Annotated in this window: 23 protein-coding genes; 18 read left to right on the top strand and 5 right to left on the bottom strand. The window is 45.3% G+C overall.

Annotated elements, in window-relative coordinates:
• Nucleotides 1–407 precede the first annotated feature (407 nt).
• From pulA to V6668_RS23095, 6 genes are all read left to right on the top strand, one after another.
• Complete coding sequence (gene pulA, locus V6668_RS23120; protein WP_338706866.1) at nt 408–3,284, top strand: type I pullulanase; 2,877 nt, start codon at nt 408–410, stop codon at nt 3,282–3,284.
• Between the two features lie 280 nt (nt 3,285–3,564).
• The gene (locus V6668_RS23115) at nt 3,565–4,194 is read left to right on the top strand and encodes a 50S ribosomal protein L25 (protein ID WP_036674494.1); all 630 of its coding nucleotides are present in this window, start codon (nt 3,565–3,567) and stop codon (nt 4,192–4,194) included.
• 228 nt (nt 4,195–4,422) lie between these two features.
• Nucleotides 4,423–4,896 (top strand): IS200/IS605 family transposase, encoded by a 474-nt coding sequence (tnpA, locus tag V6668_RS23110; RefSeq protein WP_100529447.1) that lies wholly within the window; start codon nt 4,423–4,425, stop codon nt 4,894–4,896.
• Nucleotides 4,897–5,134: 238 nt separating this feature from the next.
• Nucleotides 5,135–5,656 carry a hypothetical protein gene (locus tag V6668_RS23105; RefSeq protein WP_338706865.1) on the top strand — a complete coding sequence of 174 codons (522 nt, stop codon included), beginning with the start codon at nt 5,135–5,137 and terminating at the stop codon, nt 5,654–5,656.
• Nucleotides 5,657–5,928: 272 nt separating this feature from the next.
• Complete coding sequence (locus tag V6668_RS23100) at nt 5,929–6,900, top strand: helix-turn-helix transcriptional regulator (RefSeq protein ID WP_036617058.1); 972 nt, start codon at nt 5,929–5,931, stop codon at nt 6,898–6,900.
• Nucleotides 6,901–6,943: 43 nt separating this feature from the next.
• On the top strand, nt 6,944–7,306 hold the full coding sequence (locus tag V6668_RS23095) for an HIRAN domain-containing protein (RefSeq protein ID WP_047844030.1): 363 nt from the start codon (nt 6,944–6,946) through the stop codon (nt 7,304–7,306).
• Between the two features lie 20 nt (nt 7,307–7,326).
• Here the strand turns inward: V6668_RS23095 and V6668_RS23090 are convergent, their stop codons facing one another.
• Nucleotides 7,327–8,430 carry a glycosyltransferase family 4 protein gene (locus V6668_RS23090; RefSeq protein ID WP_338706864.1) on the bottom strand — a complete coding sequence of 368 codons (1,104 nt, stop codon included), beginning with the start codon at nt 8,428–8,430 and terminating at the stop codon, nt 7,327–7,329.
• A gap of 215 nt (nt 8,431–8,645) precedes the next feature.
• On the opposite strand from V6668_RS23090, the gene V6668_RS23085 reads away from it, so the two are divergent.
• The 6 genes from V6668_RS23085 (at nt 8,646) to msrA (ending at nt 14,584) form a co-directional block, all read left to right on the top strand.
• A complete protein-coding gene (locus V6668_RS23085) occupies nt 8,646–8,957 on the top strand; it encodes a DUF3817 domain-containing protein (protein WP_036617062.1) in 312 nt (103 codons plus the stop codon).
• A 278-nt stretch (nt 8,958–9,235) separates the two neighbouring features.
• On the top strand, nt 9,236–10,054 hold the full coding sequence (locus V6668_RS23080) for a TerC family protein (protein WP_036617064.1): 819 nt from the start codon (nt 9,236–9,238) through the stop codon (nt 10,052–10,054).
• 502 nt (nt 10,055–10,556) lie between these two features.
• Nucleotides 10,557–12,020, top strand: coding sequence for an RtcB family protein (locus tag V6668_RS23075; protein ID WP_338706863.1), 1,464 nt, complete (start codon nt 10,557–10,559; stop codon nt 12,018–12,020).
• The gene (locus V6668_RS23070) at nt 12,020–13,324 is read left to right on the top strand and encodes an AAA family ATPase (protein ID WP_338706861.1); all 1,305 of its coding nucleotides are present in this window, start codon (nt 12,020–12,022) and stop codon (nt 13,322–13,324) included. The genes V6668_RS23075 and V6668_RS23070 overlap by 1 nt, the downstream gene beginning before the upstream one ends.
• 308 nt (nt 13,325–13,632) lie before the next feature.
• A complete protein-coding gene (locus V6668_RS23065; protein ID WP_017686880.1) occupies nt 13,633–13,890 on the top strand; it encodes a GlsB/YeaQ/YmgE family stress response membrane protein in 258 nt (85 codons plus the stop codon).
• Nucleotides 13,891–14,068: 178 nt separating this feature from the next.
• Nucleotides 14,069–14,584 carry a peptide-methionine (S)-S-oxide reductase MsrA gene (msrA, locus tag V6668_RS23060; RefSeq protein ID WP_338706860.1) on the top strand — a complete coding sequence of 172 codons (516 nt, stop codon included), beginning with the start codon at nt 14,069–14,071 and terminating at the stop codon, nt 14,582–14,584.
• Between the two features lie 89 nt (nt 14,585–14,673).
• On the opposite strand, the gene V6668_RS23055 is transcribed toward msrA, so the two are convergent.
• Nucleotides 14,674–15,486 carry a putative RNA methyltransferase gene (locus V6668_RS23055; RefSeq protein ID WP_338708995.1) on the bottom strand — a complete coding sequence of 271 codons (813 nt, stop codon included), beginning with the start codon at nt 15,484–15,486 and terminating at the stop codon, nt 14,674–14,676.
• Nucleotides 15,487–15,838: 352 nt separating this feature from the next.
• Nucleotides 15,839–17,107 (bottom strand): hypothetical protein, encoded by a 1,269-nt coding sequence (locus tag V6668_RS23050; protein WP_338706859.1) that lies wholly within the window; start codon nt 17,105–17,107, stop codon nt 15,839–15,841.
• A 261-nt stretch (nt 17,108–17,368) separates the two neighbouring features.
• Between V6668_RS23050 and V6668_RS23045 the strand changes: the two genes are divergently transcribed.
• The 3 genes from V6668_RS23045 (at nt 17,369) to V6668_RS23035 (ending at nt 19,680) form a co-directional block, all read left to right on the top strand.
• The gene (locus tag V6668_RS23045; RefSeq protein WP_036617077.1) at nt 17,369–17,965 is read left to right on the top strand and encodes a restriction endonuclease; all 597 of its coding nucleotides are present in this window, start codon (nt 17,369–17,371) and stop codon (nt 17,963–17,965) included.
• A gap of 119 nt (nt 17,966–18,084) precedes the next feature.
• Entirely contained in the window at nt 18,085–18,312 is a 228-nt protein-coding gene (locus V6668_RS23040) for a hypothetical protein (protein ID WP_036617079.1), read from the top strand.
• 120 nt (nt 18,313–18,432) lie between these two features.
• On the top strand, nt 18,433–19,680 hold the full coding sequence (locus V6668_RS23035) for a DNA glycosylase AlkZ-like family protein (protein WP_338706858.1): 1,248 nt from the start codon (nt 18,433–18,435) through the stop codon (nt 19,678–19,680).
• A 262-nt stretch (nt 19,681–19,942) separates the two neighbouring features.
• On the opposite strand, the gene V6668_RS23030 is transcribed toward V6668_RS23035, so the two are convergent.
• Both V6668_RS23030 and fabV read right to left on the bottom strand, forming a co-directional pair.
• Nucleotides 19,943–21,265: an IS4 family transposase gene (locus V6668_RS23030; RefSeq protein WP_338706857.1), complete on the bottom strand. Its 1,323-nt coding sequence runs from the start codon at nt 21,263–21,265 to the stop codon at nt 19,943–19,945.
• Nucleotides 21,266–21,533: 268 nt separating this feature from the next.
• The gene (fabV, locus tag V6668_RS23025) at nt 21,534–22,727 is read right to left on the bottom strand and encodes an enoyl-ACP reductase FabV (RefSeq protein ID WP_338706856.1); all 1,194 of its coding nucleotides are present in this window, start codon (nt 22,725–22,727) and stop codon (nt 21,534–21,536) included.
• Nucleotides 22,728–22,930: 203 nt separating this feature from the next.
• Here fabV and V6668_RS23020 point away from each other — a divergent pair, with 203 nt between their 5' ends.
• The 3 genes from V6668_RS23020 to V6668_RS23010 all read left to right on the top strand — a co-directional run bounded on the left by V6668_RS23020 (nt 22,931) and on the right by V6668_RS23010 (nt 26,043).
• Complete coding sequence (locus tag V6668_RS23020; RefSeq protein WP_338706855.1) at nt 22,931–24,211, top strand: XRE family transcriptional regulator; 1,281 nt, start codon at nt 22,931–22,933, stop codon at nt 24,209–24,211.
• Between the two features lie 495 nt (nt 24,212–24,706).
• A complete protein-coding gene (locus tag V6668_RS23015; protein WP_074096159.1) occupies nt 24,707–25,123 on the top strand; it encodes a hypothetical protein in 417 nt (138 codons plus the stop codon).
• Nucleotides 25,124–25,248: 125 nt separating this feature from the next.
• Nucleotides 25,249–26,043: a hypothetical protein gene (locus V6668_RS23010; RefSeq protein WP_338706854.1), complete on the top strand. Its 795-nt coding sequence runs from the start codon at nt 25,249–25,251 to the stop codon at nt 26,041–26,043.
• Nucleotides 26,044–26,113 lie beyond the last annotated feature (70 nt).

Genomic DNA, 26,113 nt, shown 5'->3' with positions numbered 1-26,113 from the left:
TATCCAATCAAATCTAATCAAATAAATTGAGATAAAACAAATCCCCCTTTCCCGTAAGAAAGGGGGATTTGTTGATGCGTCAGAAACCAATGCCTTGGTCGCAGGGCTATACATCGTCATGTCCGGAGCCTTTTTATGCTGTGCACCTGTTGGTGCATTTTAATCTCAACCAAATGACATCCTGCAATTTATTCTTGTATATTCCAAACTTTTTTTGTCAGGACAGGTACAAATGCTGTCAATCTATGGCGCTTGTTTTCATATCCTATATTTTGAAAGCGATTGCTAATTGAATACGCAAATTGAACCGATATGATGAGTACAGACAACCCCGGGTTGACAAAACACGTCCCGCTCCGTAACATCGGGACAACACGAAATCAATGGATATAAAGGCGGTGGGAACGATGCCGGAATGGACTTCTTTTTGTTACGAAGGCAACGATCTTGGCTTAACATATACTCGTGCTGCAAGTACTTTTAAATTGTGGGCACCTACGGCACAACAGGTTTATATATTGATTTTTGACGATGAAGGTCATTACAACGATAGTGGCAAAGTACATGATCATGAAGGTGGACAGGAACATTTCATGACACGTGATGCGGACGGAATATGGAGTCTGAAGCTCAGCGGCGATTGGGCAGGATATTATTATATGTACCGAATTATTCATGATAATCAGCAGATTGAAGTGGCTGTTGATCCTTATGCCAGAGCGGTAACGGCTAATGGGCAACGAACGGCTATTATAGATCCGGAGACCACCAATCCGGTCGATTGGGACCTGGATGTCAAACCTGCTTTTCTGCGTCCTGTTGATGCCGTGTTATATGAGTTGCATGTCCGTGATTTCTCCTCAGACCCACATGCAGATATTCCGTATAAGGGAAAATATCTGGCATTCACGGCTTCCGGTCTGACGGATAGAGCAGGCAATAGTATTGGCGTAGACCATCTTGCCGAACTGGGAGTTACTCATGTACATCTTCTGCCTGTGGCGGATTATCAGACGGTGAATGAACTTGCTACTGCAGAAGTGGGTTCAAATGTCAGAGCACCATACAACTGGGGGTATGATCCCCAGCATTATAACGTTCCCGAAGGTTCGTATGCTACCGACCCTCGTGATCCTGCAGTTCGAATTCGGGAGCTCAAATCACTCGTTCAATCGCTGCACAGACAAGGCATTCGCGTTGTACTTGATGTTGTCTATAATCACACGTATAGCGTGGAAGAGGGTCCTTTTGAACGGATTGTACCAGGCTATTATTACCGTTATCGGGAGGATGGCACCCTCAGTAATGGTTCTGGTGTAGGTAATGAATTGGCGACAGAACGTCCAATGGTGCGAAAATATATTCTGGATTCTCTCCGATATTGGGCAGAAGAATATCATGTGGACGGATTTCGATTTGACCTCATGGCCCTGATTGATACGGAAACGATGAATGAATTGACACGCGAATTGAAGGAACAGATCGATCCGGCGTTTCTGATCTATGGGGAACCCTGGATGGGTGGAGATTCACCTTTGGACCGCAAAACATTAAAAGGAACCCAGCGAGGTCAGGGGTTTGCTGTATTTAATGATCATTTTCGCAGTGCAATCAAGGGTGATAGTGATGGCAGTGGCAGAGGGTTTGTCACGGGTGCCGGAGGACAGGAATATGAGCTTATTAGGGGATTAGCGGGAGCATTGGATGATTTCACATCTTCACCTGTTGAAGTTGTCAATTATGTAACTGCTCATGACAATCTCAATCTGTGGGATAAAATTGCGACAACAATGAACCTTAGACATGAATTAGGATTTCCCGTATGGAAGGACGGACAGCCCGTGGGTGGAGGGAGTGCTGAGTCCGCGGTAAAAGCAGCAGATCCTTATCGGTATGTGGATGCAGATGATGTTTTGAATCATGAGATGGTTCGTCGCTCGTTACTGTCCTCCGGCATTCTGCTTACTTCTCAGGGAATTCCGTTTCTGCATTCAGGGGATGAGATGCTCAGATCCAAAGCCGGTGATCATAACAGTTATCGGAGCGGGGATGCGGTGAACGCCATCACATGGGCCAACAAATCACGGTTTAGACCAGTGTTCGACTACTATCGTGGTCTTATTCATTTGCGGCGAACCCATCCCGCTTTTCGGATGATTGATGCTGAACAGGTACGAAATCACCTACGTGTGATTCGTGCGGATGGCAATGTAGTTGCCTTTATACTTCAGAATGGTGCGAATCAGGACACCTGGAATCAGATTATGGTCATCTATAACGGAACGGAACATGAGCAGCATGTCGACCTGGGGGAAGGGGACTGGCATGTTGTGGTCAATGATCATCAGGCAGGCACAGACGTGATCGAGACTGTTCGTGGTACTGTTCAGGTAGAACGATGGTCTTTAATGGTACTGTATGACACAGAGCATGCTGGAGGCGCTGAACCATCAACAGTGGAGATTAGTTTTCCTCGCCAGGTATATAGTCCGAAGGAGACCACTCAACTACGAGCGATCGTACGGGACAGTATTGGCAATGTGGTGGAAAAAGCTCCAGTTACCTGGACTTCTTCTGATCCGAATATTATTCAGATCCAGCCTGATGGAACAATCCATGCACTGGAACGAGGGGAAGCTTCGATTACAGTCCACTGTGGGGACATAACGGCAAGCTGTATGTTACAAGTGGATTATCGTCATGCTGAACGAATCGAAATTGTGGGCGAACCTGTCATGTACATGACTCGAATCAGTCGCTTCCGTGCCTTGGTTCTGGATCAATTTGGTCAGCCGCTTCAGGATTCGAATATACGCTGGAGCTCTTCTCATCCAGAACTTGCAGCGGTGAGTGCAGCAGGGATCGTACGTGCGATGACACCTGGAGTAACCCATATTATTGCTGAGGCTGGAGGAATTCGGGCAACGCTTGGCGTAACGATTCATAAACAGATTTCGCGAACTGTCACGCTTCGATACGAACGGGAAGACCAGCATTATGAAGGTTGGGATGTCTGGGTATGGGGCACAGGTATGGAGGACGGAGCAGTACGGCTGGAACAAGTCGGTAATGCCGCCGAAGCCCGCTTCCGGGTTGCTCCGGGTCTGCATCACCTGGGATTAATCATTCGATTGAACGAATGGGAAGAGAAAGATACGTGCGGAGACCGTTACGTGGACATTGTACCTGAAGACGGGGATGTACACATTATTGTTCGTAGCGGATCAGACGAGATGCAGATCATTCGTGAAAGTGAAAAAACAGAGGATCGTAACAGCGCATAGTTTCTTTATTTATAACTTTGAATGTAGTTCGTCAAAACCTTGATAAATCAGCAGTTGGAAGAGATTCCGACTGCTTTTTTTGGTCTGATTATAAGCCGCATAACTTGCCAAAAAAAATTATTTGTCCTGTTTCGTGTTTGAGATCCTCTATCATTGGGGTAAATATAGGTATGGCCCACGATTCGGCCAAAGGAAAAAAGACCATCATGGTCTATGAGATAAGCCTCAGCGCTTTCCAACAAATATAATGTAGTGATCCCTTGAAGGAGGATGTTCAATCATGAAATCCAACGGAAAAATGGCTCAACTTACAGCAACGCCAAGAACGGAAAAGAAAGGTGCAGCACTGCGCCTGTTAAGACAAGGCGGACGAGTTCCCGCAGTCGTTTACGGCCCGGGACTTGAAGGTGCTTCAATACATGTAGATGAAAAAGAAATGCTGAAAGTGGCACGCACAGGCCGCTCCGAAATGTTCAACCTGAATGTGGAGGGCGGTAAAACGCTTCCGGTGCTGATCAAGGATCAGCAAGAGCGTAACGGACGTTTGCTGCACGTAGACTTTTTGCAAATTTCCAAGAACAAGCCAATCAGCGTAAGTGTATCGATCGACTTCCAAGGTACAGCGGCCGGCTCGAAAGCTGGCGGTGTATTCCAGACACAGGAGACACAGCTGGAAGTAGAAGGATTGCCTGCGGATCTGCCAACGTCCATTGAAGTGGATGTGAGCGGATTGGACATTGGTGATCGTTTGACTGCTGCGGATATCAAGCTGGATAAAGGTTTGACACTCGTAACATCACCTGAATCCATCATCGCTTCCGTCATGCCGCCACAAGCCGCTGAGGAAGAGCCAACGGCCTCTGCTGAGGAAGCTGAGCCGGCAGCTGAAGAAAAAGCTACAGAAGAATAAGCTACAGAAGAATAAGCCAAGCTACGGGATCTTGCCAGATCTCATGCTTAACCAAAGCCCAGTCCTAGTGACTGGGCTTTTTTTATTATGGCTTTAGCCAGTTGAGTGCGTGAAACGCGCGAAACAAAAAACCACCCGCTATGCGGGTGGAGGGATCGAGGGTTTGACCACCAAGACCATTCCGATAAAATTGAGATGTTCAGGCTCAAAAGAAAGGAATGGTCTTCGATGGCAAACAAGAGCTATAGCCTAGCTCACACAAAGTGGATGTGCAAATACCACATTGTATTCACCCCGAAGTATAGACGGAAAGAAATCTATAATCAAGTGAGAAAAGATTTAATCGAAATTTTCAAACGTCTGTGTAAGTACAAGGGAGTAGAAATTATAGAAGGTCACATGATGCCCGATCATGTTCACATGTTGGTAGCGATTCCACCGAAAATGGCAGTCTCCACGTTCATGGGATATCTAAAGGGGAAAAGTTCACTAATGATATTCGAGAAGCATGCCCAGCTCAAGTATAAATATGGAAATCGAAAGTTTTGGGCAGAAGGGTACTATGTGAGTACAGTGGGTCTAAATGAAGCAACGGTAAGAAAGTATATTCGTGAACAAGAAGCACATGATCAAGCGTTAGATAAGCTGAGTGTAAAAGAATACGAAGATCCATTCAGCAGTAATCGGAGCAAAAAGAAGTAAAACCAGTTTAACTGGTGAGTGAAAGTGACAAATAACACTGAGCCTGAACAGCCCTGCTGTCAGGCTAGCGTCTTTAGGCGCAGTTTGGCAACAGGGGGTTATACCCCAAGAGCAAACCACCCGTTGGACGGGTGGTCCTGATTTTCCGAGCAAGAGAGTTCAATAGGCACATCGTTCGCATGAAAAATGAGAATGTACTACAATACATGTTAAAGGGTAAGAAAGTAGGTTTAATTCAATGTTTGATCCAACGGTGTATGACAATCTGAAAGTCGGGTTTGAGAATTATCTCTATGATATGGATAACCTGGACGAACGTATTCAGATTACGGGGCGTAAAGATCGGCTGGAGATGGCAGTGATGTCCAGAGAGTTCACATTACAATTCTGTCTCAGGGATCGCCCGGAAGTAACAGGGGAAGTTGTATTAAGCAGTTCCCTCGAGGAGCTTGCAGCGGAGATCCTGGAGACGCCTGGTGCGAATCCGGGTTGCCGCTTGGAACTACGGTTTAGTATGGTTGTGAAGGAGCCTGAGAAGCAGTGCCCAGCCATTCGTCTGATATTACAGAAGAGCTTGCCTGAGCAGAGGATGTGCCAGAACATCCAGTATATCTTTGATGAACAGCCAAACATGTATAACGTCACGGCTCATGTTTATTTTGACCGCAGTGTGAATGAAGACCAGATGGGGGACATTGCTGAACTCTGTGAGCATATGGCAAATGTGATGAATCAATTATTACAGTTGCATAACCAGTAATTCCGAGAAAAGCCTTGTCTCTTTGTGGAGATCAGGGCTTTTTTTGTATTATTTTTAGAAAATTGTATAGGCTTTCAGGCTTAGGTTTAAGGTCTTTTGGGTTAATGTTTTACGCAAGCGAGTAAGAGAATGTATATTAAAAGGGGGTAAGAGTGCAATTGGACTATACAAAAATGGTGAAATTGCGAAAACAATATTGGGACTAAAGATTTAGTTCTGTACTAAAGGAACTAGTTTTCCTTGCCGATAAAATATCGAAGGGGAGAAACTACATGACAGAGAAATTAATTCGTCTGCTGCGTATACTTCAGGCTATACAAGCAAATCCTGGAATTTCGGCCAAGGAATTGGCGCTGAAATGCGGTACGACTGTACGCACGATTTATCGTGATCTCCGGATTTTGGATAGGGTCGCCCCGATTATGAATGAAGGATACGGCAAAGGTTACCGATTTATTGGTGAGTTTGCGATGTATCCATTAGATTTTACTGAACAGGAAGCAATGGTTTTCTCCTTGCTCCCGTCCGTAGTTGATACCTCCAAGTTACCTGCTGAGTTTGATTCAGCGTTTGACAAGGTTATGTCGGCTCATACCAAATTAAAATCAAGAAACAGTGACATTGTAGAGAATATTGCGGGAATTATTCGGATGGGCACGCCAGCTTATCGTGAGGAAGGAAAAGACCCTAATTTGCTGATTCCCATTATCGAAGCTATTCTAAGCCAGCAAACCATTCGTACTCAATATCATACGCTGACAAGAAATGAGATCACAGTCCGGGATATCGATCCCTATTATCTCATTCCACGTGATCAACGTTTTTATTTGATTGGATACTGCCATTTGCTGCAAAAAGTTCGATTGTTTCGGATCAGCCGTTTTTTGGATGTGACACGAACAAATGCCGGTTTCGACAAGGGTGATTTCAACATAACACAGTACATGAAGAACACATGGTCTATTGACCGTGGCGACGAAAATATCCATTTCAAGGTAAGATTCTCTGAGAAAGTGGCCCCCTACATAAAAGAAGAAGAGATGTTTGTTCGCCCGCGAATGACGAATATGTCGGATGGGGGATTGTTATTTGAAGTGACACTGAATAGCAGCAGAGAATTTTTGAAATGGTTGTATCAATTTGGGCCCGAGGCAGAGGTACTTGAACCTCGTGAGTTTCGTAGAGAGATACGCAGGCAACTTGTCGAGTGGTTGGAACATTATGAAACCGATGTTTCTTTGTAAAAATTTTAATCATGGAGAAATACAGGAAAAAGGAGCAGGTAATATGAGCACCAAATTATTCGCAGCTATGTATGGGATGGACCACTACCATGGAGTACAGGCTTTACATGTGGGGGATACCGTGTATCTCGTCAAAGATCCAGATAATCGTTTGGATCATCAAGCAATTAAGGTTGTTATTCCCCCGATTGGAGCCGTAGGTTATATCGTTAATGATCCCCTAATCGTACCTCATGGATGTTGGGCCGGGACGGCATTCTACGATGTATTTCATCAACTCACGTGTGCCAAAGTACGATTCATGATGAGAGATATGGTGATTATGGAGTTAATTGAGATGAGTCACATTCCTGTTCCGCAGATGGATTCTTTGATTAAGGGATGGCAATTTCGTGAAAAAGCTTGATCATCGTAACAAAAGAAGGCTCATTTACGGATGAGCCTGGTATAGGTCGCTTCCAGATGCATGGCTGTTCTTGCCCAACTGAAATATGCCCTTGCGCTGTCTCGGCCAGCCTTTCCTAACTTCTCGGTAAAAGTGGGATTGCTTGCAAGTTTGTACAGGTAAGAGGTGAAACGTTGAGGACGCTTATAAGCGGTGACAAGGTATCCATTGATTCCTGATTGAATAATCTCACGGATACCTCCGTTATCCGAAGCAATAACGGGTAATCCTGAAGCCATCGCCTCAACATTAACCAGGCCAAAAGCTTCATGTTCTTGAGACGGACAGACCAGACAATCCACTGCCCGATACAACTGATCGATATGCTCATGGTTTATCTGACCACGGAAGGAAACATGGACCTTTTGTTTATGGGCAAGCTCGCGAAGTTTACGCATGTAATACGGAGGTCCTTTGCCTGCAATAATCAGTTGAACAGGCATCTGTTGCTGAAGGAGGGCAGTCGCACGAATTAATACGTCTACACCTTTTCCAGGGATCAGCCTGCCGACATACAGAATAGAGAATGGTTTAGTTACTCCAAATTGTGTACGCAGATGAATCCGTTCTTCGCTGGATTCAACAGGCCTGAAGCGGCTTAGATCTGCACCCAATGGAACAACACTCATCCGGTGTTTTACCAACGGAAATCTGCGGCCTAACCTTTGTCGCAGGGAATGACTGTTGACGGCAATCCAATCAGCTTTTCTCATTAATGTGAGTTTGGAAGGCCCGGGCTGAGCAAACGTTAATGAGTGAAGATAGAGTACAACGGGAGTGCGTGGAAAAGCTCGTTTGATGGTAGCCATACTTCGTGGCCTGTTATCCACTTGAATTACATCGTAGGGTTGTTGGGATAACAAACGTATGACTGCTTTGGTGTACATGACAGGACTCGACGCAGGGACGCGTTGAATGGTGATCCCATCGATCTGTTCTGTGGCGGCGAGACCTTGCATTTGACGACTTATAATGGTCACCTGATGGCGTTGGGCTAGTTCACGAGCGATGCCCAGGATACAGATTTCCACGGAACCATTACCGGGCAAAGGCAATTTCTCGGGTGCAACCATAGCTATTTTCATGATCTGGCTCCTCCTTGTCCGACATCTTTAACAATCTTCGTCATATATCTTATGAGAAGTTGAAGCATTTGGCTCCTGCGAAATGGTAGGTGAGCCAACCATATAAGCGTGCAGGAATAATCTGCTACATGGCATTAAGCGAGATATTCAGCTTTTGTGATATACTGTACGGGAACAATTGAATTCGTTACATGTATAAAAGCAGGAGGAAAATAATGTTACATTCTACGCTGGGGCGCTTCCGGCTAATGTTGTGGTTGCAGGGCATTTCGTACGTGTTGTTACTGTTTGTTGCTTTTCCGTTGAGAGATGCCGGGGTTATGCCGCAGGCTGTCACATGGTTTGGGAATCTGTACGGTTTTTTGTTTTTAATGTATTTGTTATTTATGGTGACTATGTACACCTCACAGAAATGGCGTCTGCGCCGTCCAATTGCTCTGTTCTTTGTTTCTTTCATTCCACTGGGGAATATGATCTACGATGTTGTCGTATTCCGTAAGTTGTATCGTCAGCTAAATAAAGCTTGACTTTATTTAACGTTATGAAATATGATGAGTACAGGTTAAACAACCCGTTCCAACTAAAACTACATATTCCTGTTAAAGGGGAGTAGCTTTTACAGTAAAGTCGTCAGTTCGGGATTATATCCCCGGCTTTATTGGCAGCAATTTTGTTGTTAGCGAGACCTTTACCAAGTTTTCATGCTCGGTAAAGGTCTCTTTTTGTGGATATAAAAGGACCTTACCAGTGATGGTAAAGGTCCTTTTTTTTTGTACATCATAAGAATATTAAGGAGGAGTCAATTTTGGATGTTTCATTATTATTAGAATATGGGTGGGTGCTTGCTGTCTTAGTGGTCCTTGAAGGATTACTCGCAGCAGATAATGCATTGGTACTCGCAATCATGGTTAAACACTTGCCTGAAGATAAGCGCAAAAAAGCGTTGTTCTATGGTCTGATGGGTGCATTTGTTTTCCGTTTAGGTTCATTGTTCCTGATCTCTTTCCTCGTCGATGTATGGCAAGTACAAGCGATCGGTGCCCTGTATCTCCTGTATATTTCGATTAACCACATCGTTAAAAAGATACTGGGTAGTCGCAATAAAACAGATGAAGCAGCTGATTCAACCCCTAAGAAACCGAAAAAACAATCCGGTTTCTGGATGACCGTTTTCAAGGTCGAAGTAGCGGATATCGCATTTGCAGTTGATTCCATTCTGGCTGCTGTTGCTTTGGCCGTGGCGTTGCCACCAAGTGGATTGCCTCCAATTGGCGGACTCGACGGTGGACAGTTTATCGTTATCTTCCTCGGTGGATTCATCGGGCTTGTGATCATGCGTTTTGCAGCCTCATACTTTGTGAAATTGCTTCATTCCCGTCCAGGACTTGAAGTTGCAGCCTTTGTCATCGTAGGTTGGGTAGGGGTTAAGCTGGCGGTTATTACACTCGCTCACCCTTCATTGGGTGTTCTGGATGAGCATTTCCCGGAAAATAAAATTTGGAAATTCGGATTCTATATTGTACTGATCACCATTGCGGTATGTGGTTGGTTCCTGTCTTCCAAAGTTCCTGAAAAAGAAGACGAAAATCCGGTTGAAGAGTTGGAAAAACAAGCAGGACTGTAATAATCATGTTACGCTAACAACATCATTATTATTTGGGAAACAGGAGATTGTCCTAGGACAATCTCCTGTTTTTGTTTACATATGCAATCTACACCATGGACCAATTTCCAAGAAAAGGGTTGACACATGAATTCTAGTCCCCTTAATATAAGACTAACATTAACGAAGGGAGGCCGAGAGACATGATGCTTGGTTATGATTTGATTCAAACAGGGCGCAACGTAGACACAATAGCATATCCGGCTCATCGTTTCATTGGCCTCATACGGTCGACATAGGGGATAGGCATATCGTTTAGCAGGTTTTATAATCGATATGCGTTCTTCGCTTATATTATAGCGATGGATGACAGACACACAGCATGTTTATGCTGTTCTGTTCTCCGTTATTGTCATTCAGTAGAAGTCATGGGCGACTAGCCTATGGCTTTTTTTAGTTTTATTTTACAGATGAATCAGCAAACCGAATTTGCTGAACGTACAGGAAGGAATAATACACTTTTATGAATACAGAATTTAATTTATTTACCAATCCAAACGAATTAACAGGTGCCTACCGGCATGAAGTAAAATTGCCTGCAGGTAATTTAACCGTATATGCGGCGCAACAACTCTTCTCCTCGCTCGATTACAAGGTGTTTGAGATGGCAAACAATAATCTGCAGATTCCGGGAATTTCTTATATGAGTTACACGCCAGACGTACACGTCGGTGTAGGTACGTGCATCGGAACGACAGCCGTGTGGGATGCGCAGAGCGGATACGTTTCTCCCTCCATCGTGGGCAGTGACATCGGCTGTGGTATGCGAGTGCATATGACAAACTTGCACAAGGACGAATTGAAAGACATCAAGCTTCGCCGCAAACTCGTCAAGGCCATTGAGAAAGTATTGCCGATGGAGGCGAACCAGCGAGGTCATTACTCGGATATCAGACTGGAGCATATTGTTCGTAAAGGACTGCATGGTTTACCCAAAAAGTATATTCCGGACAGCTATACACCGAAAAAATCAACTGCGATGACACATGTGGAAAGCAGCAAGTTCAGTTACGATGAGGACGTGTTAAACCACGTTCCTGATATGACATGGCATCGTTCGCATCGTCAGCTCGGAACACTGGGTGGGGGGAATCATTTTGCCGAGATCCAGGCGATTGAGATCGCTGAAGAGAATCGTGAAATCGCCGAAGCTTGGGGATTGTATGATGGACAGGTCGTGGTCATGATTCATTCCGGCTCTCGTGCATGGGGTGGGTATGTAAGCCAGACGAGTTCGTCAGCGATTGCCAAAGTTATGCAGCGGCTTAACCTGGGTACATCCGATCCCAGACTGGTATTTGCTCCACTTGAGCATGCGGAAGGTCGTCATTATGTGAACATGATGTATTCTGCATTGAATTACGCTGTTGTCAATCGTCATCTGATTGCGTATGCTATTCGCGAAGCATTCCGGGATGTGTTTGGCTCCAAATGTGAATTTCGTACGTTATACGATCTGATGCACAACTATGCCTGGGAGGAATCTCACGCAGACCAAGGTTCCATTTTTGTGCATCGCAAAGGGGCGACACGTGCGTTGCCAGCAGGTCACCCGGACAATCCAAAGCCTTATCTGGCAACTGGACATCCGGCACTTATTCCGGGTTCCATGGGAACTGCTTCATATATCATGGTAGGTCAGCCGCAGGGTGCTGATAATTATTATTCAATATGTCACGGTGCGGGTCGAATCCGCTCACGGACGGCAACAAAACGATTGATTAGCGTGGAGGATTTTGCTACGGCACTGGGTGTGGGTACAGAAGATGAGATCGTGGTAAACCAACGCTCACTTGAATCCATTATTGATGAATCACCTCAGGCTTATAAAAATGTAGATGAAATTATAGACAGTGTTACCGGCGCAGGCCTGGCTCAAGTTGTAGCCAAATGCAAACCGCTTGTAGCGGTAAAGGGAGCGAAATAATGACAATAAACGAAAAACAAACAGATCCAAACCAGGCGATCTATACCTATGACGAACAACATGATACCCGAATTCGAGTGGAAGGGTACGCCATCTATTCAAGGCTGATTCGTGGAATCAGTGAGGCGCTCCTTCAGCGCTATGGAGTTGAGTACAAGCTTTATGCCAGTTCTGACCCGAACAATGAATACTGGGAGTTACTCCGGGAAGATCTGCAAAATGGAAGTGACGAAGTGGAACTGGTAGCCCGCATATTCGAGGATCTGGAACTTCAGACGTTGCATTACGACGATGATGGAGATGTACCCACTTATGGTGTGCATTACTCCATTCGTAATAACGTATTTGCTTATCCGAAATGGGGCGTAGCACTTGTGCGGGTTCCATTTTTCCGAGAGAACGGGATCTACAGTGAAGACTTTGTCTTTGCCATCGGTGATGAGGAGATGAAGCAATTTCTGGGAAGTGTCCGGGAACGGGAACGTCAGCAAAATATGAAAAAAGTAACGGTCTACATCGATGCCCGCAATGGCAGCGATCGTCATGTGGAATCCATCACTCGCTCCGTGGGAAGAGAGGATGTTGTTCTTTCGGCACAGATCAAGCAGGATATTTTCCGCTCGCTGGATCAGTTTTTTGAAGCGGATCGTTCTTTTTACAGAGATTATGATATCCCGTACAAACGGGGCATTTTATTGTATGGGCATCCGGGGAATGGTAAGACCACGTTGGTAAAATCCATTGCGGGAAGTATCCCGGGTCCGGCTGCGTATTGGCAGATTACGGAGTATACCAACAGTGAATCTGTGCGTGAAGTGTTCGAGGCTGCCAAGCGGTTGGCACCGATGGTACTGATCATTGAGGACATCGATTCGATGCCGGATGAAGTCCGTTCCTTTTTCCTGAATACACTGGATGGAGCTACGTCAAAAGAAGGCATTTTCCTGATCGGGACAACGAATTATCCGGAGAAAATAGATCCTGGCCTCATGAACCGTGCTGGGCGGTTTGACCGAGCTTACGAAATTCCGCTGCCAGATGAAGCGCTGCGCTTGCAATACTTGCGCCAACGAGGCTTCACTGTATTTGCGGGTGAAGAAGGCACAGTAGAAGCAGCTCGTCTGACCGACACGTTTTCTCTTGCACAGCTAGGTGAGTTATATGTGAGCGCTGCTCTGGAATGGCATCAGAATGGACAGACAGACATTGTGAAAGTCATTCAGTCGATGCGTGGCGAGCTGGACAAGAGCCATAAACATACTTGGCTGGCGCAGCCAGGTAAGGGCCGTGCAGGCTTTTATTGATCAGACCTGACCCATCCATCCTATAATATGACGCAATTTTATAAATAATCCTACCTCAATTGGTGATACTAACCTTGTCTGCTCTAACATACAATGACTTTCGGGAGGTACATAACGCAGCCCTGAGCTGGTGAGATGCCGGAAAGTAACGCGATCTGTTCCATACCTGACTAAGGCTTGTTTTGCAGAGGAAGATGCATGGGGACAAAAGGTAATATGCAAAAATTTTTATGCCAATTGTTTAAATGCTTCTGTAGCGGTTAATAGTAGACAGACAACAACAAAAACTTTAATTAGAGGTGAATGATATGGGTTGGTTATGGTCATTAATTATCGGTGGTATCATTGGATGGTTGGCAGGTTTGATCGTTGGTCGTGACATTCCAGGTGGTGTTATTGGTAACATCATTGCTGGTTTTATCGGTGGATGGTTAGGTGGAGTAATCTTGGGCGATATGGGTCCTGAGATGGGCGGATTCTACATTGTGCCTGCATTGATCGGTGCGATCGTTCTTGTAGCCATCGTAAGCTTGATCTTCCGTTCGATGGGACGTAGTCGCGGGTAACTTAATCAAGATAATTTCTTGAATTAGTTGTCAGCCAAATGTTTTACCAATGAAGAGGTTGATTGAGAGCCATAACCATGGCTTTCAATCAACCTCTTGTTGTTTTAAAATATAAGAATGTATGCGTAACTTAGCATCAGTATTCTATAGCTAGTTTAGATAAGAGGGGATGAACGGAATGGAAAAAGCTACATTCGCCGGCGGATGTTTCTGGTGTATGGTTACACCGTTTGAAGAACAACCGGGCATTCATGGCATTATATCGGGTTATGCCGGCGGTCACGTCGAGAATCCAACATATGAGCAGGTCAAAACCGGGGAGACCGGTCATGTCGAAGTGGTTGAAATTACATTTGATCCAAATGTATTCCCTTATGAACGACTGCTGGAGCTATACTGGCCGCAGATTGATCCGACGGATGACGGAGGTCAGTTCCAGGATCGGGGGGCACAGTATCGTACGGCGATCTTCGTGCATAATGAACGTCAACGTGAGCTTGCTGAACAGTCCAAACAGGAACTGGCAGCCAGCGGACGATTCACTCAACCCATTGTTACGGAAATTCGGGATGCAGCTATATTCTATCCGGCTGAAGACTATCATCAGGATTACCACAAGAAAAACGAAAAACATTATAAGGAAGACCGTGCGTTATCCGGACGGGACGAATTTATAGACGAGAATTGGAAATAATGCATCAGATCACATGAAAAGCCGGGAAAGTTCCAGTTGGAACTCGCCCGGCTTTTTGGCTGTATGGCGGCTGAAATCAGCCATAATGGTTATCTGATTGTTCCTACCAGTATTTCTACGTCAATGGTAATCTTCGACAAGGAAGCTTGAATGCTCACCAGGGATGATCCCGACTGATGCCAGGAAAGTGGTGTCATATGAACGAGTGAATCCAGCATGTTTTCGGTGACGGGCAGCGTGTAGGTCAGCGGAATGCTGGCGATGAGATGATGATGTTTGCGGAATCGGTCCAGCGTAAGTTCCCGGCCGTCTGCTCGATCAGGTCGATTCAGGAACAGCATTTCTCTCAGTTCAATTAAATATCGTTCACGGGGGATGACTTTGATGATCCATCCCCCATCCTTCAGAATTCGTCCAAACTCTTCATAGTTGGAAGGAGAAAATATATTCAGGATGATGTCCAGCTGACCTTCTGCAAACGGACTGCATGCCAGATCGCCGACAAACCAGATTTGCTGGTTGTAGGCAGAGGAAGCCATGGCAATGCCTTCTTTGGCAATATCGATGCCCCAGCCAACGGCTGGAGTATTCTGCGTAATCTGCTGCAGAAATGTTCCCTCTCCTGTGCCTGCATCCAGAATATGCACGGGATAGTTGATGTCAACGGAATAACGTGCGATCCACCTGCGTAGTACTTCGGTCAAAGGAGCATAAATACCGGTTCCCGATAAGATATTCCTTTTGGCTGTAAATAAACGTTTGTCATAGTTGCCCTTGAAAAAACGTGTCATGAAATTGATATAGCCTTGTTTTGCAAAATCAAAGCTATGCCTGGACACACATTGAATGCTCCCTGAGTTAATGGTTGCCATAGGGCTATGACAGATGGGACAGTTCAACATATGGATGTATGGATTAATAAGCGCAGCGCTGCGTTCTCTGCGATGGACTGACATGGAATAACACCCCATTCATTCAGATTTGGATAACTGAAGAAAAGGGTATAACAAATAAACCTCTGCACGAAATTCAAAAAAGAGGTTTATGGCTATGCCCCAAGTTATCTGTATCGAATGAACTGAATAATCATAGGAAGGTTAAGCTCCTTTTGCCTATCAAGATTAGGGTGAAGCAAGAGAACGTTACCAGTATAACAGGATGAGAAGAAATGACAAGTAAGGGGAGCCAGGCGAATGTGAAATAAAAGAGCGCCCTGTCAACCGTTTAGACGGTCATACAGAAGCGCTCCGTTCATTATTTTGCAGTAGCCTTTAATACATATTTGGACAATGTCTCATCGTTCATGGAATAGATGACATCATCCACATAAGTTGAAACACCTTCTAATGAAGGAACCGAGGCACTGGTCGTGTAGATATGCACGTCTTCCAGCGTCTGTGGATCAAGAATGTATCCTGTTTTGGCAAAATCAAGCTGATACTGACCATCCTGTGTCTGGTCAACACGCATAAGTGCAGGCTGTGCGTCCTTGAATGTACGCTCAGTCACTTTGCCTTTCATCGTGTACAGTTCCAGCTTCTGCCCTGTAAAGACTGTATAACCGTTGCCAGCCGTCTGAATGTAGGCATCACCAGCAATGGCACGTCCCCAAGCAAGCTTGCCATCGATGCCAAAGCCCATCAGTCTGTTACCGGTGTTCTCAAAATTGGCGCGCATAATGATGGAACCATCGTCGAGAATGGCCAGCGATTCACCGCCGCCATCTCCTAATGTATTTGCATTGGCAGGGAATTGGTAGAAGGACAGACGATTCAACGTACGATCATAGATCTCTACTTTGGGATTAGCTGCTTGCTGCCAGAAGTTTCCTACCTTCGTTTGTTTACTGGCATCCACTACAATTCGACCATGATCAGCTTTAAGCACGTTACCGTTGATGGTCTTTTCAGTAATCAGCTTGCCCTTTTTGTCATATAACGAGATGGCGGAGCGAACCGAACCATTCGATTGCACGCCCTGACTTGAAGCAACCATCAGCGTATCGTTATCCAATAGGGATATGCTTGCAGGTGAATTCACCGTTTTGACCCAGTTGGTTTTACCGGATGTATTGAATGAGTACAATTTTTTGGTTTTGTCTGAATATTCCATATACACATAAGCTGTACCGTTGCTGGCATATACCGAATCGGAGTAGGTGGTATAAGGACCACTTTTCTCATGGAATATCGTATTCCACTTCAATTGTCCAGTTGTAACATCGAATGCTTGGAGAGAGTCCAGTTGCCAGTCGAGTGTTGTTTTGCTACTTGTTTTGGTCACGGGTTGGGAGGCATGTACATATACAAGATTTTTGGATGGCACGGCATGAATTCCCTTGATCAGGACATCTTTCTCTGTATTAGCCTCAGATAACATCAGGGACGATGACGTCCACGCCGGTTTGGGCATGGATTCGGTTGAAGCAGCGGCGTAACCTGTTGTATTCATGGTGAAGAGGAGCATGCCGCTGAGAATGAGGGCAGCCCATGTTTTGGACTTGTGTTTGGTCAATGTATGCAAGTGATAAACCACCTTTCTTCTTCGGTTCAAAATAGAACCGATTGTTGAATTTTACCATTAAAGTCAAGCTGAATTCAACCGAACGCACTGTAACCTTTTATCATTGGTTTGTCGAAATGACTATGTTTGGAGAAGTGTAACGGTTACAGGGAATTCATCTTCTTTCGATGAAGGTGGAAGTCTGATATATTTAGTGCGGTGACAGCCGTATCTGCGTAAGACGTTGGATAGAACATAGGAAATGAAACAAGGAGAATAGCTATGAACTGGAGCGAAAATGTGACCCTATGGGTCATTGGATGTATCATCATATTGTTGCTGCTGGCCTGGATTATTCGGCGTGTTATCGGGCGCGGGCAGCGGATCCGAAGTGAAGCCAATCCTCGTAAGATCACAATAAAGGACATCGACAAGATGGAGGATGGTTCGGAATTTGAATTATATCTCTATCATTTATTCGAAGAGCTCGGGTACGATGAGGTGCATAAGACAACGAGTAGCCGGGATTTTGGGGCAGATCTGGTGTTTGTTGATAGACTCGGCAGACGAAGTGTGATACAAGCGAAGCGATATGGTGCGAACCATCCCGTAGGGTTGAGTGCTGTGCAGGAGATATATACATCGATGCGTTATTATGAAGCCGACCGGTCGATTGTATTAACGTCCGCCCGTTACACCGAAGCCTGTCGGACGCTTGCAGCGGTTAATGGAGTGAAGCTGCTGGACAGGGAAGACCTGATGGAATTAATTCTGTTATTCAAAGCCAGAAGAGTGGAAGAAGCATTGGAACTGATCGAAGAAGATGATCATGAACCAATCGAGACGTGGCAGTCTCGGCGAAAGCGGCAATCCCGCTAAGTACTTGGGTGGAAGCCTTTTTAATGATGTACATCTCATTCCAGTAGGAAGCACCTTCACTTGCGTAGCTGCACATGATATATTGAGTGTATATCAACCAAAGGAGTGTGTGATCCATTATGGCACGTACACAAACACAAAAAGCATTACGCAAAGCAGAGCGGTCAGGTCAATGGTGCTCGGAACAGAGCCGAAGAGTTAACGGAGATTATGGTGCGTTATCCCAGCATGTACGGCTCATGCCTACGAAGCAGGAAAAATTGCAAAAGGTCAAACACAAGAAGCAGATCATCCAAGATGGTGGTGCTTCTTTTTATTTTGTCCATAAGGAACGGATTGCTGGATAAGTAAGACATTGAATTCTTTCTTTGGTTGGAAAGTAATCATGTGGACTGTTAAAATCAAGGTATCTTGATAAATTGGACTATAAATCCTTGTATATTTAATGAAGGGAAGAACCTATACATATGACAACAGCGCTGCACTTGAATAAAAAAATCGTTCGGCGTTTTTTGCTGCAAACGCAAGCCTTACTGGGACGTTGGCCCGCAGTTTCCTTACCTTCGGGACCTGACCAAGTTTTGAGTTTGATTCGTTCCCTTGGTTGCGTACAGATCGATCCTGTGGCTGCTGTAACCGGAAACCAGCATTTGGTGCTGGGGGCTCGTGACCCTGGTTATAATGCTGACAGCTTAAATACGTTGCTGAGTGATCACAAGGTGTTTGAATATTTTGCAAATGCTGCCTGTGTCATTCCAATCGAGGATTATGCTCTCTTTGAACCTGTGCGTGCCCGATTAAGGGAGCGTCTGGCTCCGTCCTTACAAGGTCTAGAGAAAACAGTGCAGCATGTGTTACAGCGTTTGAAGGAAGAGGGTCCTTTACCTTCCAGAGCCTTCCGTGCTGTTGAACGGGTAAGTGGTTATTGGGACAGTGCAGATGTGCCAAAGACAAAGGATACCACACTTGCTCTGAATCTGCTGTTGGACTCCGCTGTGATTCGTGTGGTGGCGAGGCAGGGGAATGAACGCTATTTTCATATTACCGAATCCGGATTGCAGCAACAGGGACTTACGATGAAAGAAGACATCGATGTGTTGGCCCAGAGACAGGCTCTGCTGGATAAATACATTCATGCGTATCGTGTCGTAGATGCCCGTGATCCCCGTCTGGGTTGGCTGAAATCTACAGCGGCTGAAAGACGCGCCGATATTGCTGCCCGTGTGTCAGATGGGCGAATGATCCCGCTTAAGGTGGAGGACGTGGCCACGCCTTATTATATTCGTGCTGAAGATGAGGAATTGCTGCTGCATATGGAAAGGGAAGAGCCACACTATGATCCGTCTGGCCCGGTACGTTTCCTGCCGCCGCTGGACAACCTGTTATGGAGAAGAGAACGTATTGTTGATTTATTTGATTTTCATTATAAATGGGAGATTTATACGCCAGAGATGAAAAGAACCTACGGTTATTATGCCATGCCTATTCTTCACGGTGATCGGTTGATTGGACGTATGGACCCACGCCTTGATCGCAAAACTGGAGTACTTACCGTTCGTTTGTTATCGATGGAGGAGACTGCTCCACCTGTGGAAGAATGGATTACGGATTTTCGGGAGGGGCTTCAATTCTTTGCGTCCATGCATGGAGCACGTTCCATTACTATCGAGAAGACGGTACCAAAAGAGTTGAAAAAGCTGCTTAAATCAATTTGATTAGGGGATATACAAAGGAGTGTACGGATACGGAAATTGGAATTGTTAAAGGGGGGAGGATCTAAAAAGGACAAAAAAAGGAGGAGCCAGAGGGCAATGTCATTAAGTTTAGCTCAAAGACAAAACTGAGAATAAAATGAAATCTGAAACGGCATGGGAAAAAGTCCCGTGTCGTTTGTTTTTTTGTGTATGCAAGGAAAAAAGCGTACAGCAAACAAACGGATGGATGATCCGCTTAAAAAAGTGTTCAGACGAACCGAATTTATGCTACTCTGTAGACGAAGCTAACCGATGATTTATAACGTATTTTGCGCGTATTCTGCTGCCCTGGTCGAATGGGTCGAATTGGCAAAACGTTTTTTCGAATCAGTGCTTCAACATCGGGCGGGGGGTCATCGTCTCTTGAGCGCAGGAAATGTCTACAAACATGAACGGCAACCGTGAAGTTGACTTGGTAGTGGTACTGTTTAGCTTTTTGGGAAATGACGACGTGCGAGGTCATCATTTCTGCAAAATTGTACATGATCATTCTTGCAAAAATCTCTTGGATGACGGACTCTCGTCTCTTTGCGTGAAAATGGGTCAGACCGACGGTGTATTTTAATGCCCTGAACGAGGTTTCAATTCCCCACCGCATGTTATAGATGGACCTGAGTTCATCGGGTGGAAAATCTGCGTCAGATAAATTCGTAATAACGGTCTCATAAGCGCCATCCGACAGGACAAACCGAACGACTCGAAAAGATATGGGGTAGTACAGATGCTCCTTCAAATCTAAGAAATCAAAGGTAGACTTAGAAGGGATGAACTTGTAAATTTCGGGATGAGCTTTGACCTCTTTGGTTTGTTTTTTAGTAAGCACTAGATGAACCTCCTGATCAAACGAACCGCTATCGGGTAAACGCAAGCCCGAGAGAATACCACTGGAGGCCAGATCTTTTACTCGAATGACATAGCTCCACCCTTTGCGTTCAATATGTGCGAAATTGTTGTAACTTTCATAACCTCGATCGGCAATGACAATGGTTTTTCCCTCGATGCAGGAACGGTCAACCATATCCCCTAACGCTTTTCTCTCATTACTTAATCTTCGCGGTTGAATAATCGCATCCACGTAAAGTCTGTTGCAAAGGTCGTAGGTGGCGTTTAAATGCAGCAGATTATAGCCTCTTGCTTCCGGTTGACTTTGAAAATAGGTGTCGGTATCCGCAGGGTCAGTGGCGAAATGCAAATCCGAACCGTCAATGGCGAGTAACCGATACCCTCGGTAGTTCTTGAGATCCGTAACCGATTGCGTAAATTCTTGAAACAAATATGCCATGGCAGACGGCAAGATTTTATTTCTCTGTTGGACAAAAGCAGAAGAAGTGGCCGTATTTACATCATAGCCCTGTGATTCCAAGAGTTCCTTGTATAAACTGTTTCCGCCCATAGAGATCAGTAGTTGCATAACCGTTTCAAACGGTAACTTCTTCTTACGGGTAAAATCTTTTTCAGGATTTTTGACATAAGGTGCTGGTGCAACTGACATTTCTCGTATGAGAGAAGTGAGTTTTTCTTTTAGCGAATTCGCATATTCATTCATTGGCGTAACCCCCTCGTTTTCCAAGGGCTTCGCCACACCTTTTCACCTGCTTGTCAAGTCTTTTTTCTTATTTTCACACATAAAAAAAGCAGGCTATCTTTTCGATAACCTGCTCATTTTATTGATTTTTGGTCCTGCGCCTTAACTTAATGACATTGAGCCAGAGGGCCCCTCCTTCTTCATTTGATTTTAATATCATATCTCTAGCATTACATCAGAAGTGCTAACGAAAACAAAAACCTAGGTTCACGTCCACGCCAAAACTTATTTAGTTCACCAGATGAGGCATTTCAACGTTGGGATCAACATCTGCTTCATAATCCACACCATCGGTTTCAAAACCAAACAGCTGGAAGAATTCGCGACGGTAACCTTCCAGATCGGACAGATCGTAGATGTTCTCTGTGGTCAACTCATTCCAGAGCTTCGCCACTTCTTCCTGAACGTCAGCTCTCATCTCCCAATCGTCAATACGAATGCGACCTTCGGCATCGGTTGGAACTTCTCCTCCCGCATACAAGCGATCAGCGAACAGACGTTGCAATTGCTCGATACATCCTTCATGCAAGCCTTTTTCTTTCATGACTTTGTACAATGCTGAGATGTACAGCGGCACGACTGGAATCGCAGAACTGGATTGAGTCACCAGCGCCTTGGCTACAGTTAAGTACGCACGTCCACCTTTGGCACTCAAACGATCATTCAGCTTGTGTGCAGTTGCTTCCAGATGATTCTTGGCCTGACCGATGGAACCATCACGATAAATGGCATGGGTAAGTTCAGGACCGATGTAGGAGAAAGCGATCGTTGTTGCATCGTCGGCAAGCACGCCGCCTTGTTGCAGGGCATCCATCCATAGTTCCCAATCATCTCCGCCCATAACAGTTACCGTCTGACGAATTTCCTCTTCGTTTGCCGGTTCAAGGGTAACGGAGCTAATTTCGCCTGTGTGGAAGTTCACCGTTTTGTTCGTGTAGGATTGTCCGATTGGCTTCAGCACAGAGTTAAATACTTCACCCGTGTTCGGATCGGTACGGCGTGCCGATGCTACGCTGTATACGACCAGATCGACTTGACCGAGTTCACTGCGAATCAGTTCAACGGCTTTGTCTCGTGTTTCGTTTGCAAATGCATCACCTGTAACGCTGTACGATTTCAGGCCTGCTTCCTCCGCGGCTTTTTCGAATGCAGCGGAGTTGTACCATCCTGCAGAAGCTGTACGTTTCTCTGTGGAACTGCTTGGACGATAAATGCCGACTGTATTCGCTCCAGCTCCAAAAGCAGAAACTACACGTGACGCCAGACCGTATCCGGTGGAAGCACCGATCACGAGTACATTACGCGGTCCTTTCAGCTTAGGCTGGGATTTTACATAATCAATCTGTTCCTGCACTTGCGCAGCGCAACCTACAGGATGGGAAGTGGTACAAATAAAACCACGTGTTCTTGGTTTAATAATCATTTATTTGCATCCTTTCATATTCAGCTCATGTTTCAGCATTTCGATAAAATGCTCTTACACATACTTTCTTATTGTAAAACAATTACCTCGGAAACGGAAACCGTTTCGTTTGATTTCACTTGAAGGGTGGCGTTATATCACTAATTTTGCGATGATGTGAATAGAATGTACTCGCTTGTTAGGATAGAAAGGACAGGGATACCATGCTGAAGGAACGCATTGAACTGCTAAGCAAAAGAAAACAAATCTCCCGTAAAGACCTTGTGGAAGGTCTGGTCACGCAGGCCCACTTTGCCAATATCCTGGCGGATCGTTATCCGCTACCTGAGGACTTGGCAGAAGCCATCGCCGGGCGTCTTGGGGTATCCCCTTCCTATATTCTACAGGCTGCGGCTCAGGACGAGGAAACACTCGAACGGGCAGAGGTTATTTTCGAACAAATGTCTGTTCCAGCGTCGGCGATATCCGAAGATACGGTGCATGCACTGGCAGATCGGGATGACACGCTGACCGTTGAGCTGACAACGGCCTTGATGAAGGCGGTCTATTATCAGCAATTAAATGATGCAACGGCTCATGAGTATATACATACGTCCTACCTCAATTTTTACCTGGAGAAATACGGTCGTCCAGACGATATTGATCTGCCGCGTCCGTTAGTTAAGGCGCTCTTGTTCTATAAAATACAATATTATCGCTCCAAAATGGCTTTTGTGGATGTACTAACTCATGCAACTAGGCTCAGTGAGCTGGCGCTTCCTGGCAGTGAATTCTGGTTGTCTGTGCAAAATATCAAGATGGAAGCCTACATCCAGGTCAAACAGTATGAAGAGGCAAAACAGGTATTCGAGCTTACGATGCGTCATGTCTATGATCAGCGGATGTTTCATCGGTTGTCTGGATTATATGTAGCATATAGTGGGTATTGCTTCGCAATGGGGCTGGTTCAGGAGGCACTCTCGGCATTAACCATGGCGGAGGCAAACCTCGTGTATGCGGGCAACCAGGGAGATCTGGTAACGGCGATTGCCAACAATCGCATTGTCATGTTAACAATGACAGGTGAACTGGATCAGGCACAGACGGAGATTGAACGATTTGAATCGCTATTGCAGCAGGAAACGGAAGAAACACAGCAGGCCATGCAGCCGCTCGTCAGTGTGTATCGATGCGAAGTGGCTCTGGCACGGAAGAACTGGGGCGTGCTCGCGCAGAGTGTAGATCAACTTTTGAAATGTGCAACAACACAGGACCAGCAGATGAGCGCAACCTTCTACCAGAGCCATCTGGCTCTTGCGCATGGAGATCGCGAAGTTTTCATGGAGCGGGCACTTGCGTGTCTGCCTTATTTTGAATCCGCGCAGCATGTCATGCGGCTTGAACCGTTATATGAAGGGATGGCCGTAGTATCTGAGGATCAGCGTAAATACAAAGAAGCCGCGATGTATTATCGGAAACTGGTCTATCTGTTACGCAAAAAATAGAGCGGAAATCGGCTTGGAAGAGCCTGATTATGACATGATTTTGTGCATTGCCAAAGCACTTGGCACAAAATATGGCCGCCAATTGTGAAATGAAGATCGGATTAGCAGATCTTTTTTTGCGGAATTAGCATAATTCTTTACCAAAGAAACGATTATCCCGTAATTCATTTGCCGGATTTTTCGTTTTTTTTGTATGCCGCCAGAAGGGTATTCAAGGACAAGCCGCGGTGTTTATAATTTAATTATAAATACGTGTTCAAAAAGTCTGGTTTTCAGTACCGAGAAGATGGAATGAAGCTAGAAATGGAGTAGCGGAGCGTAGGAGACCTACGTGAGCAACTACAATGTTTCCGAAGGAAACATACTTCGTAAGCATATGCTTATTCGGCTGAATTTCATATTCGATGCTGATGATGCCGCTAGGCATGATTCGTAATCAAAAGTGGACTTTTTGAACAACTTCTAAAAACAAATAAAACAAATGAGGTGTTTGATATGGGATGGTTCGGTAAAAAGAACAAACAGGAAGATGCGATTGCTAAAGCGGATAAAATGATGAATAAAGGACTCACTGGCATGATGATGAAAGGTTTTGTATCAAAGGAACATCGGGAGGCCATCAACCAAAGTCTGGATTCGGCAAAGCAGGCACAATTGGCCGCGAGTGGTTCGCTTCCATTAACGGCAACAGCAACGGTGGTGACGATCACCGATACAGGCAAACTGATCAATTTTGATCCGATTGTTGTGCTTGTATTGGATGTGACAGAGACCAACGGTAACCAGTATCAGCGAACCTTGGAGACACTGGTGTCCAAAATGCAGATTCCACGAGTTGGAGATCGGGTGGGATTGGGTCAGAATCCAGCGAATCCGTCCGAACTGATCTATATGGGACTAGTGTCCATTTAGAAGGTCTTTGCTTATAAGACAGTGATATCCCATGTGTATAATACGTATAACAACGATTAATAGATACATGAAACTAAAGGTATGGATAGAGATAGTAAGAGAAGGATTAAGAGAGGGTAGATCATATGGTAGGTTTCCTGAGATTCATTGGCGTATTAACTGTGTTCGGAGTGGGGTTCTCCCCATTTCTGGCACAGAAGATGTGGAATGATCCATTTATGATTATGCAGGCATGGTGGTACACTCCTGCGATTTTTGCCGGGTTTGCACTGATCTTTGTTCCTGTGATTTTGAGCAATATTTTTGGCGTAGGTCGAGTGAAGACAGGTTTACCAGCAGTTGGGGTCATTAAGACTATACAACAGACGGGGACGTATATTAATGAACAGCCTGAGGTTCGATTGGGTCTGACGGTGTCGCGTAAGGGGCGCGAGAAATACGATACCGAGATGAAAGCCGTCATTCCGCTGACCTCCATGGCACAGTTTCAGCCGGGCAGTTTCATTCCGTTAGTGGTCTCCGTGAAGGATGAGCGCAAGGTAGGGATTGATCTGAAGGGGCAATTATCACAGGAGGATATGCAGCAATTGTTGGATGAAAAGATGGTACAGCAAGGGGTATCACCTGAAATGATGGATATTGCAAGAACAGGGGAAAAAGCGATGGCCAAGATCCTTGATGTCACTCCACTTGGGAGTGGAGGCAGTAACAAGATCAAGCTTCAGCTCAAACTCAGTATAACAAAGACGAACGGTGAAACCTTCAATGTGACAACGCAAAAAGAAATTTTGTCATCTGCGCTGCCCCAGGTGCAGCAAGGTCATATCATTAACGTCATTTATTCAAGACAAGACCCAACAAAATTGGTGTTGGCATTGAATGTACAGGAGCGACAATTAAGTGACTTATTCTCTTCCTGAGGATGTAGACAAAAGGAGGTCCCACAGATCATGTTTATGACGTGTAGGACCTTCTTTTTCATTTTGGTAT

This window comes from Paenibacillus amylolyticus, assembly GCF_036894225.1.
Classification (GTDB): Bacteria; Bacillota; Bacilli; order Paenibacillales; family Paenibacillaceae; genus Paenibacillus; species Paenibacillus amylolyticus.
This window is presented reverse-complemented; position numbering and strand designations above follow the sequence as displayed.

Excerpts from the sequence above, each read along its gene's own strand:
- pulA (WP_338706866.1), top strand. The coding sequence starts at position 408 with ATGCCGGAATGGACTTCTTTTTGTTACGAAGGCAACGATCTTGGCTTA.
- V6668_RS23115 (WP_036674494.1), top strand. The coding sequence starts at position 3,565 with ATGAAATCCAACGGAAAAATGGCTCAACTTACAGCAACGCCAAGAACG.
- tnpA (WP_100529447.1), top strand. The coding sequence starts at position 4,423 with ATGGCAAACAAGAGCTATAGCCTAGCTCACACAAAGTGGATGTGCAAA.
- V6668_RS23105 (WP_338706865.1), top strand. The coding sequence starts at position 5,135 with ATGTTTGATCCAACGGTGTATGACAATCTGAAAGTCGGGTTTGAGAAT.
- V6668_RS23100 (WP_036617058.1), top strand. The coding sequence starts at position 5,929 with ATGACAGAGAAATTAATTCGTCTGCTGCGTATACTTCAGGCTATACAA.
- V6668_RS23095 (WP_047844030.1), top strand. The coding sequence starts at position 6,944 with ATGAGCACCAAATTATTCGCAGCTATGTATGGGATGGACCACTACCAT.
- V6668_RS23090 (WP_338706864.1), bottom strand. The coding sequence starts at position 8,430 with ATGAAAATAGCTATGGTTGCACCCGAGAAATTGCCTTTGCCCGGTAAT.
- V6668_RS23085 (WP_036617062.1), top strand. The coding sequence starts at position 8,646 with ATGTTACATTCTACGCTGGGGCGCTTCCGGCTAATGTTGTGGTTGCAG.
- V6668_RS23075 (WP_338706863.1), top strand. The coding sequence starts at position 10,557 with ATGAATACAGAATTTAATTTATTTACCAATCCAAACGAATTAACAGGT.
- V6668_RS23070 (WP_338706861.1), top strand. The coding sequence starts at position 12,020 with ATGACAATAAACGAAAAACAAACAGATCCAAACCAGGCGATCTATACC.
- V6668_RS23065 (WP_017686880.1), top strand. The coding sequence starts at position 13,633 with ATGGGTTGGTTATGGTCATTAATTATCGGTGGTATCATTGGATGGTTG.
- msrA (WP_338706860.1), top strand. The coding sequence starts at position 14,069 with ATGGAAAAAGCTACATTCGCCGGCGGATGTTTCTGGTGTATGGTTACA.
- V6668_RS23055 (WP_338708995.1), bottom strand. The coding sequence starts at position 15,486 with ATGTTGAACTGTCCCATCTGTCATAGCCCTATGGCAACCATTAACTCA.
- V6668_RS23045 (WP_036617077.1), top strand. The coding sequence starts at position 17,369 with ATGAACTGGAGCGAAAATGTGACCCTATGGGTCATTGGATGTATCATC.
- V6668_RS23040 (WP_036617079.1), top strand. The coding sequence starts at position 18,085 with ATGGCACGTACACAAACACAAAAAGCATTACGCAAAGCAGAGCGGTCA.
- V6668_RS23035 (WP_338706858.1), top strand. The coding sequence starts at position 18,433 with ATGACAACAGCGCTGCACTTGAATAAAAAAATCGTTCGGCGTTTTTTG.
- V6668_RS23030 (WP_338706857.1), bottom strand. The coding sequence starts at position 21,265 with ATGAATGAATATGCGAATTCGCTAAAAGAAAAACTCACTTCTCTCATA.
- fabV (WP_338706856.1), bottom strand. The coding sequence starts at position 22,727 with ATGATTATTAAACCAAGAACACGTGGTTTTATTTGTACCACTTCCCAT.
- V6668_RS23020 (WP_338706855.1), top strand. The coding sequence starts at position 22,931 with ATGCTGAAGGAACGCATTGAACTGCTAAGCAAAAGAAAACAAATCTCC.
- V6668_RS23015 (WP_074096159.1), top strand. The coding sequence starts at position 24,707 with ATGGGATGGTTCGGTAAAAAGAACAAACAGGAAGATGCGATTGCTAAA.
- V6668_RS23010 (WP_338706854.1), top strand. The coding sequence starts at position 25,249 with ATGGTAGGTTTCCTGAGATTCATTGGCGTATTAACTGTGTTCGGAGTG.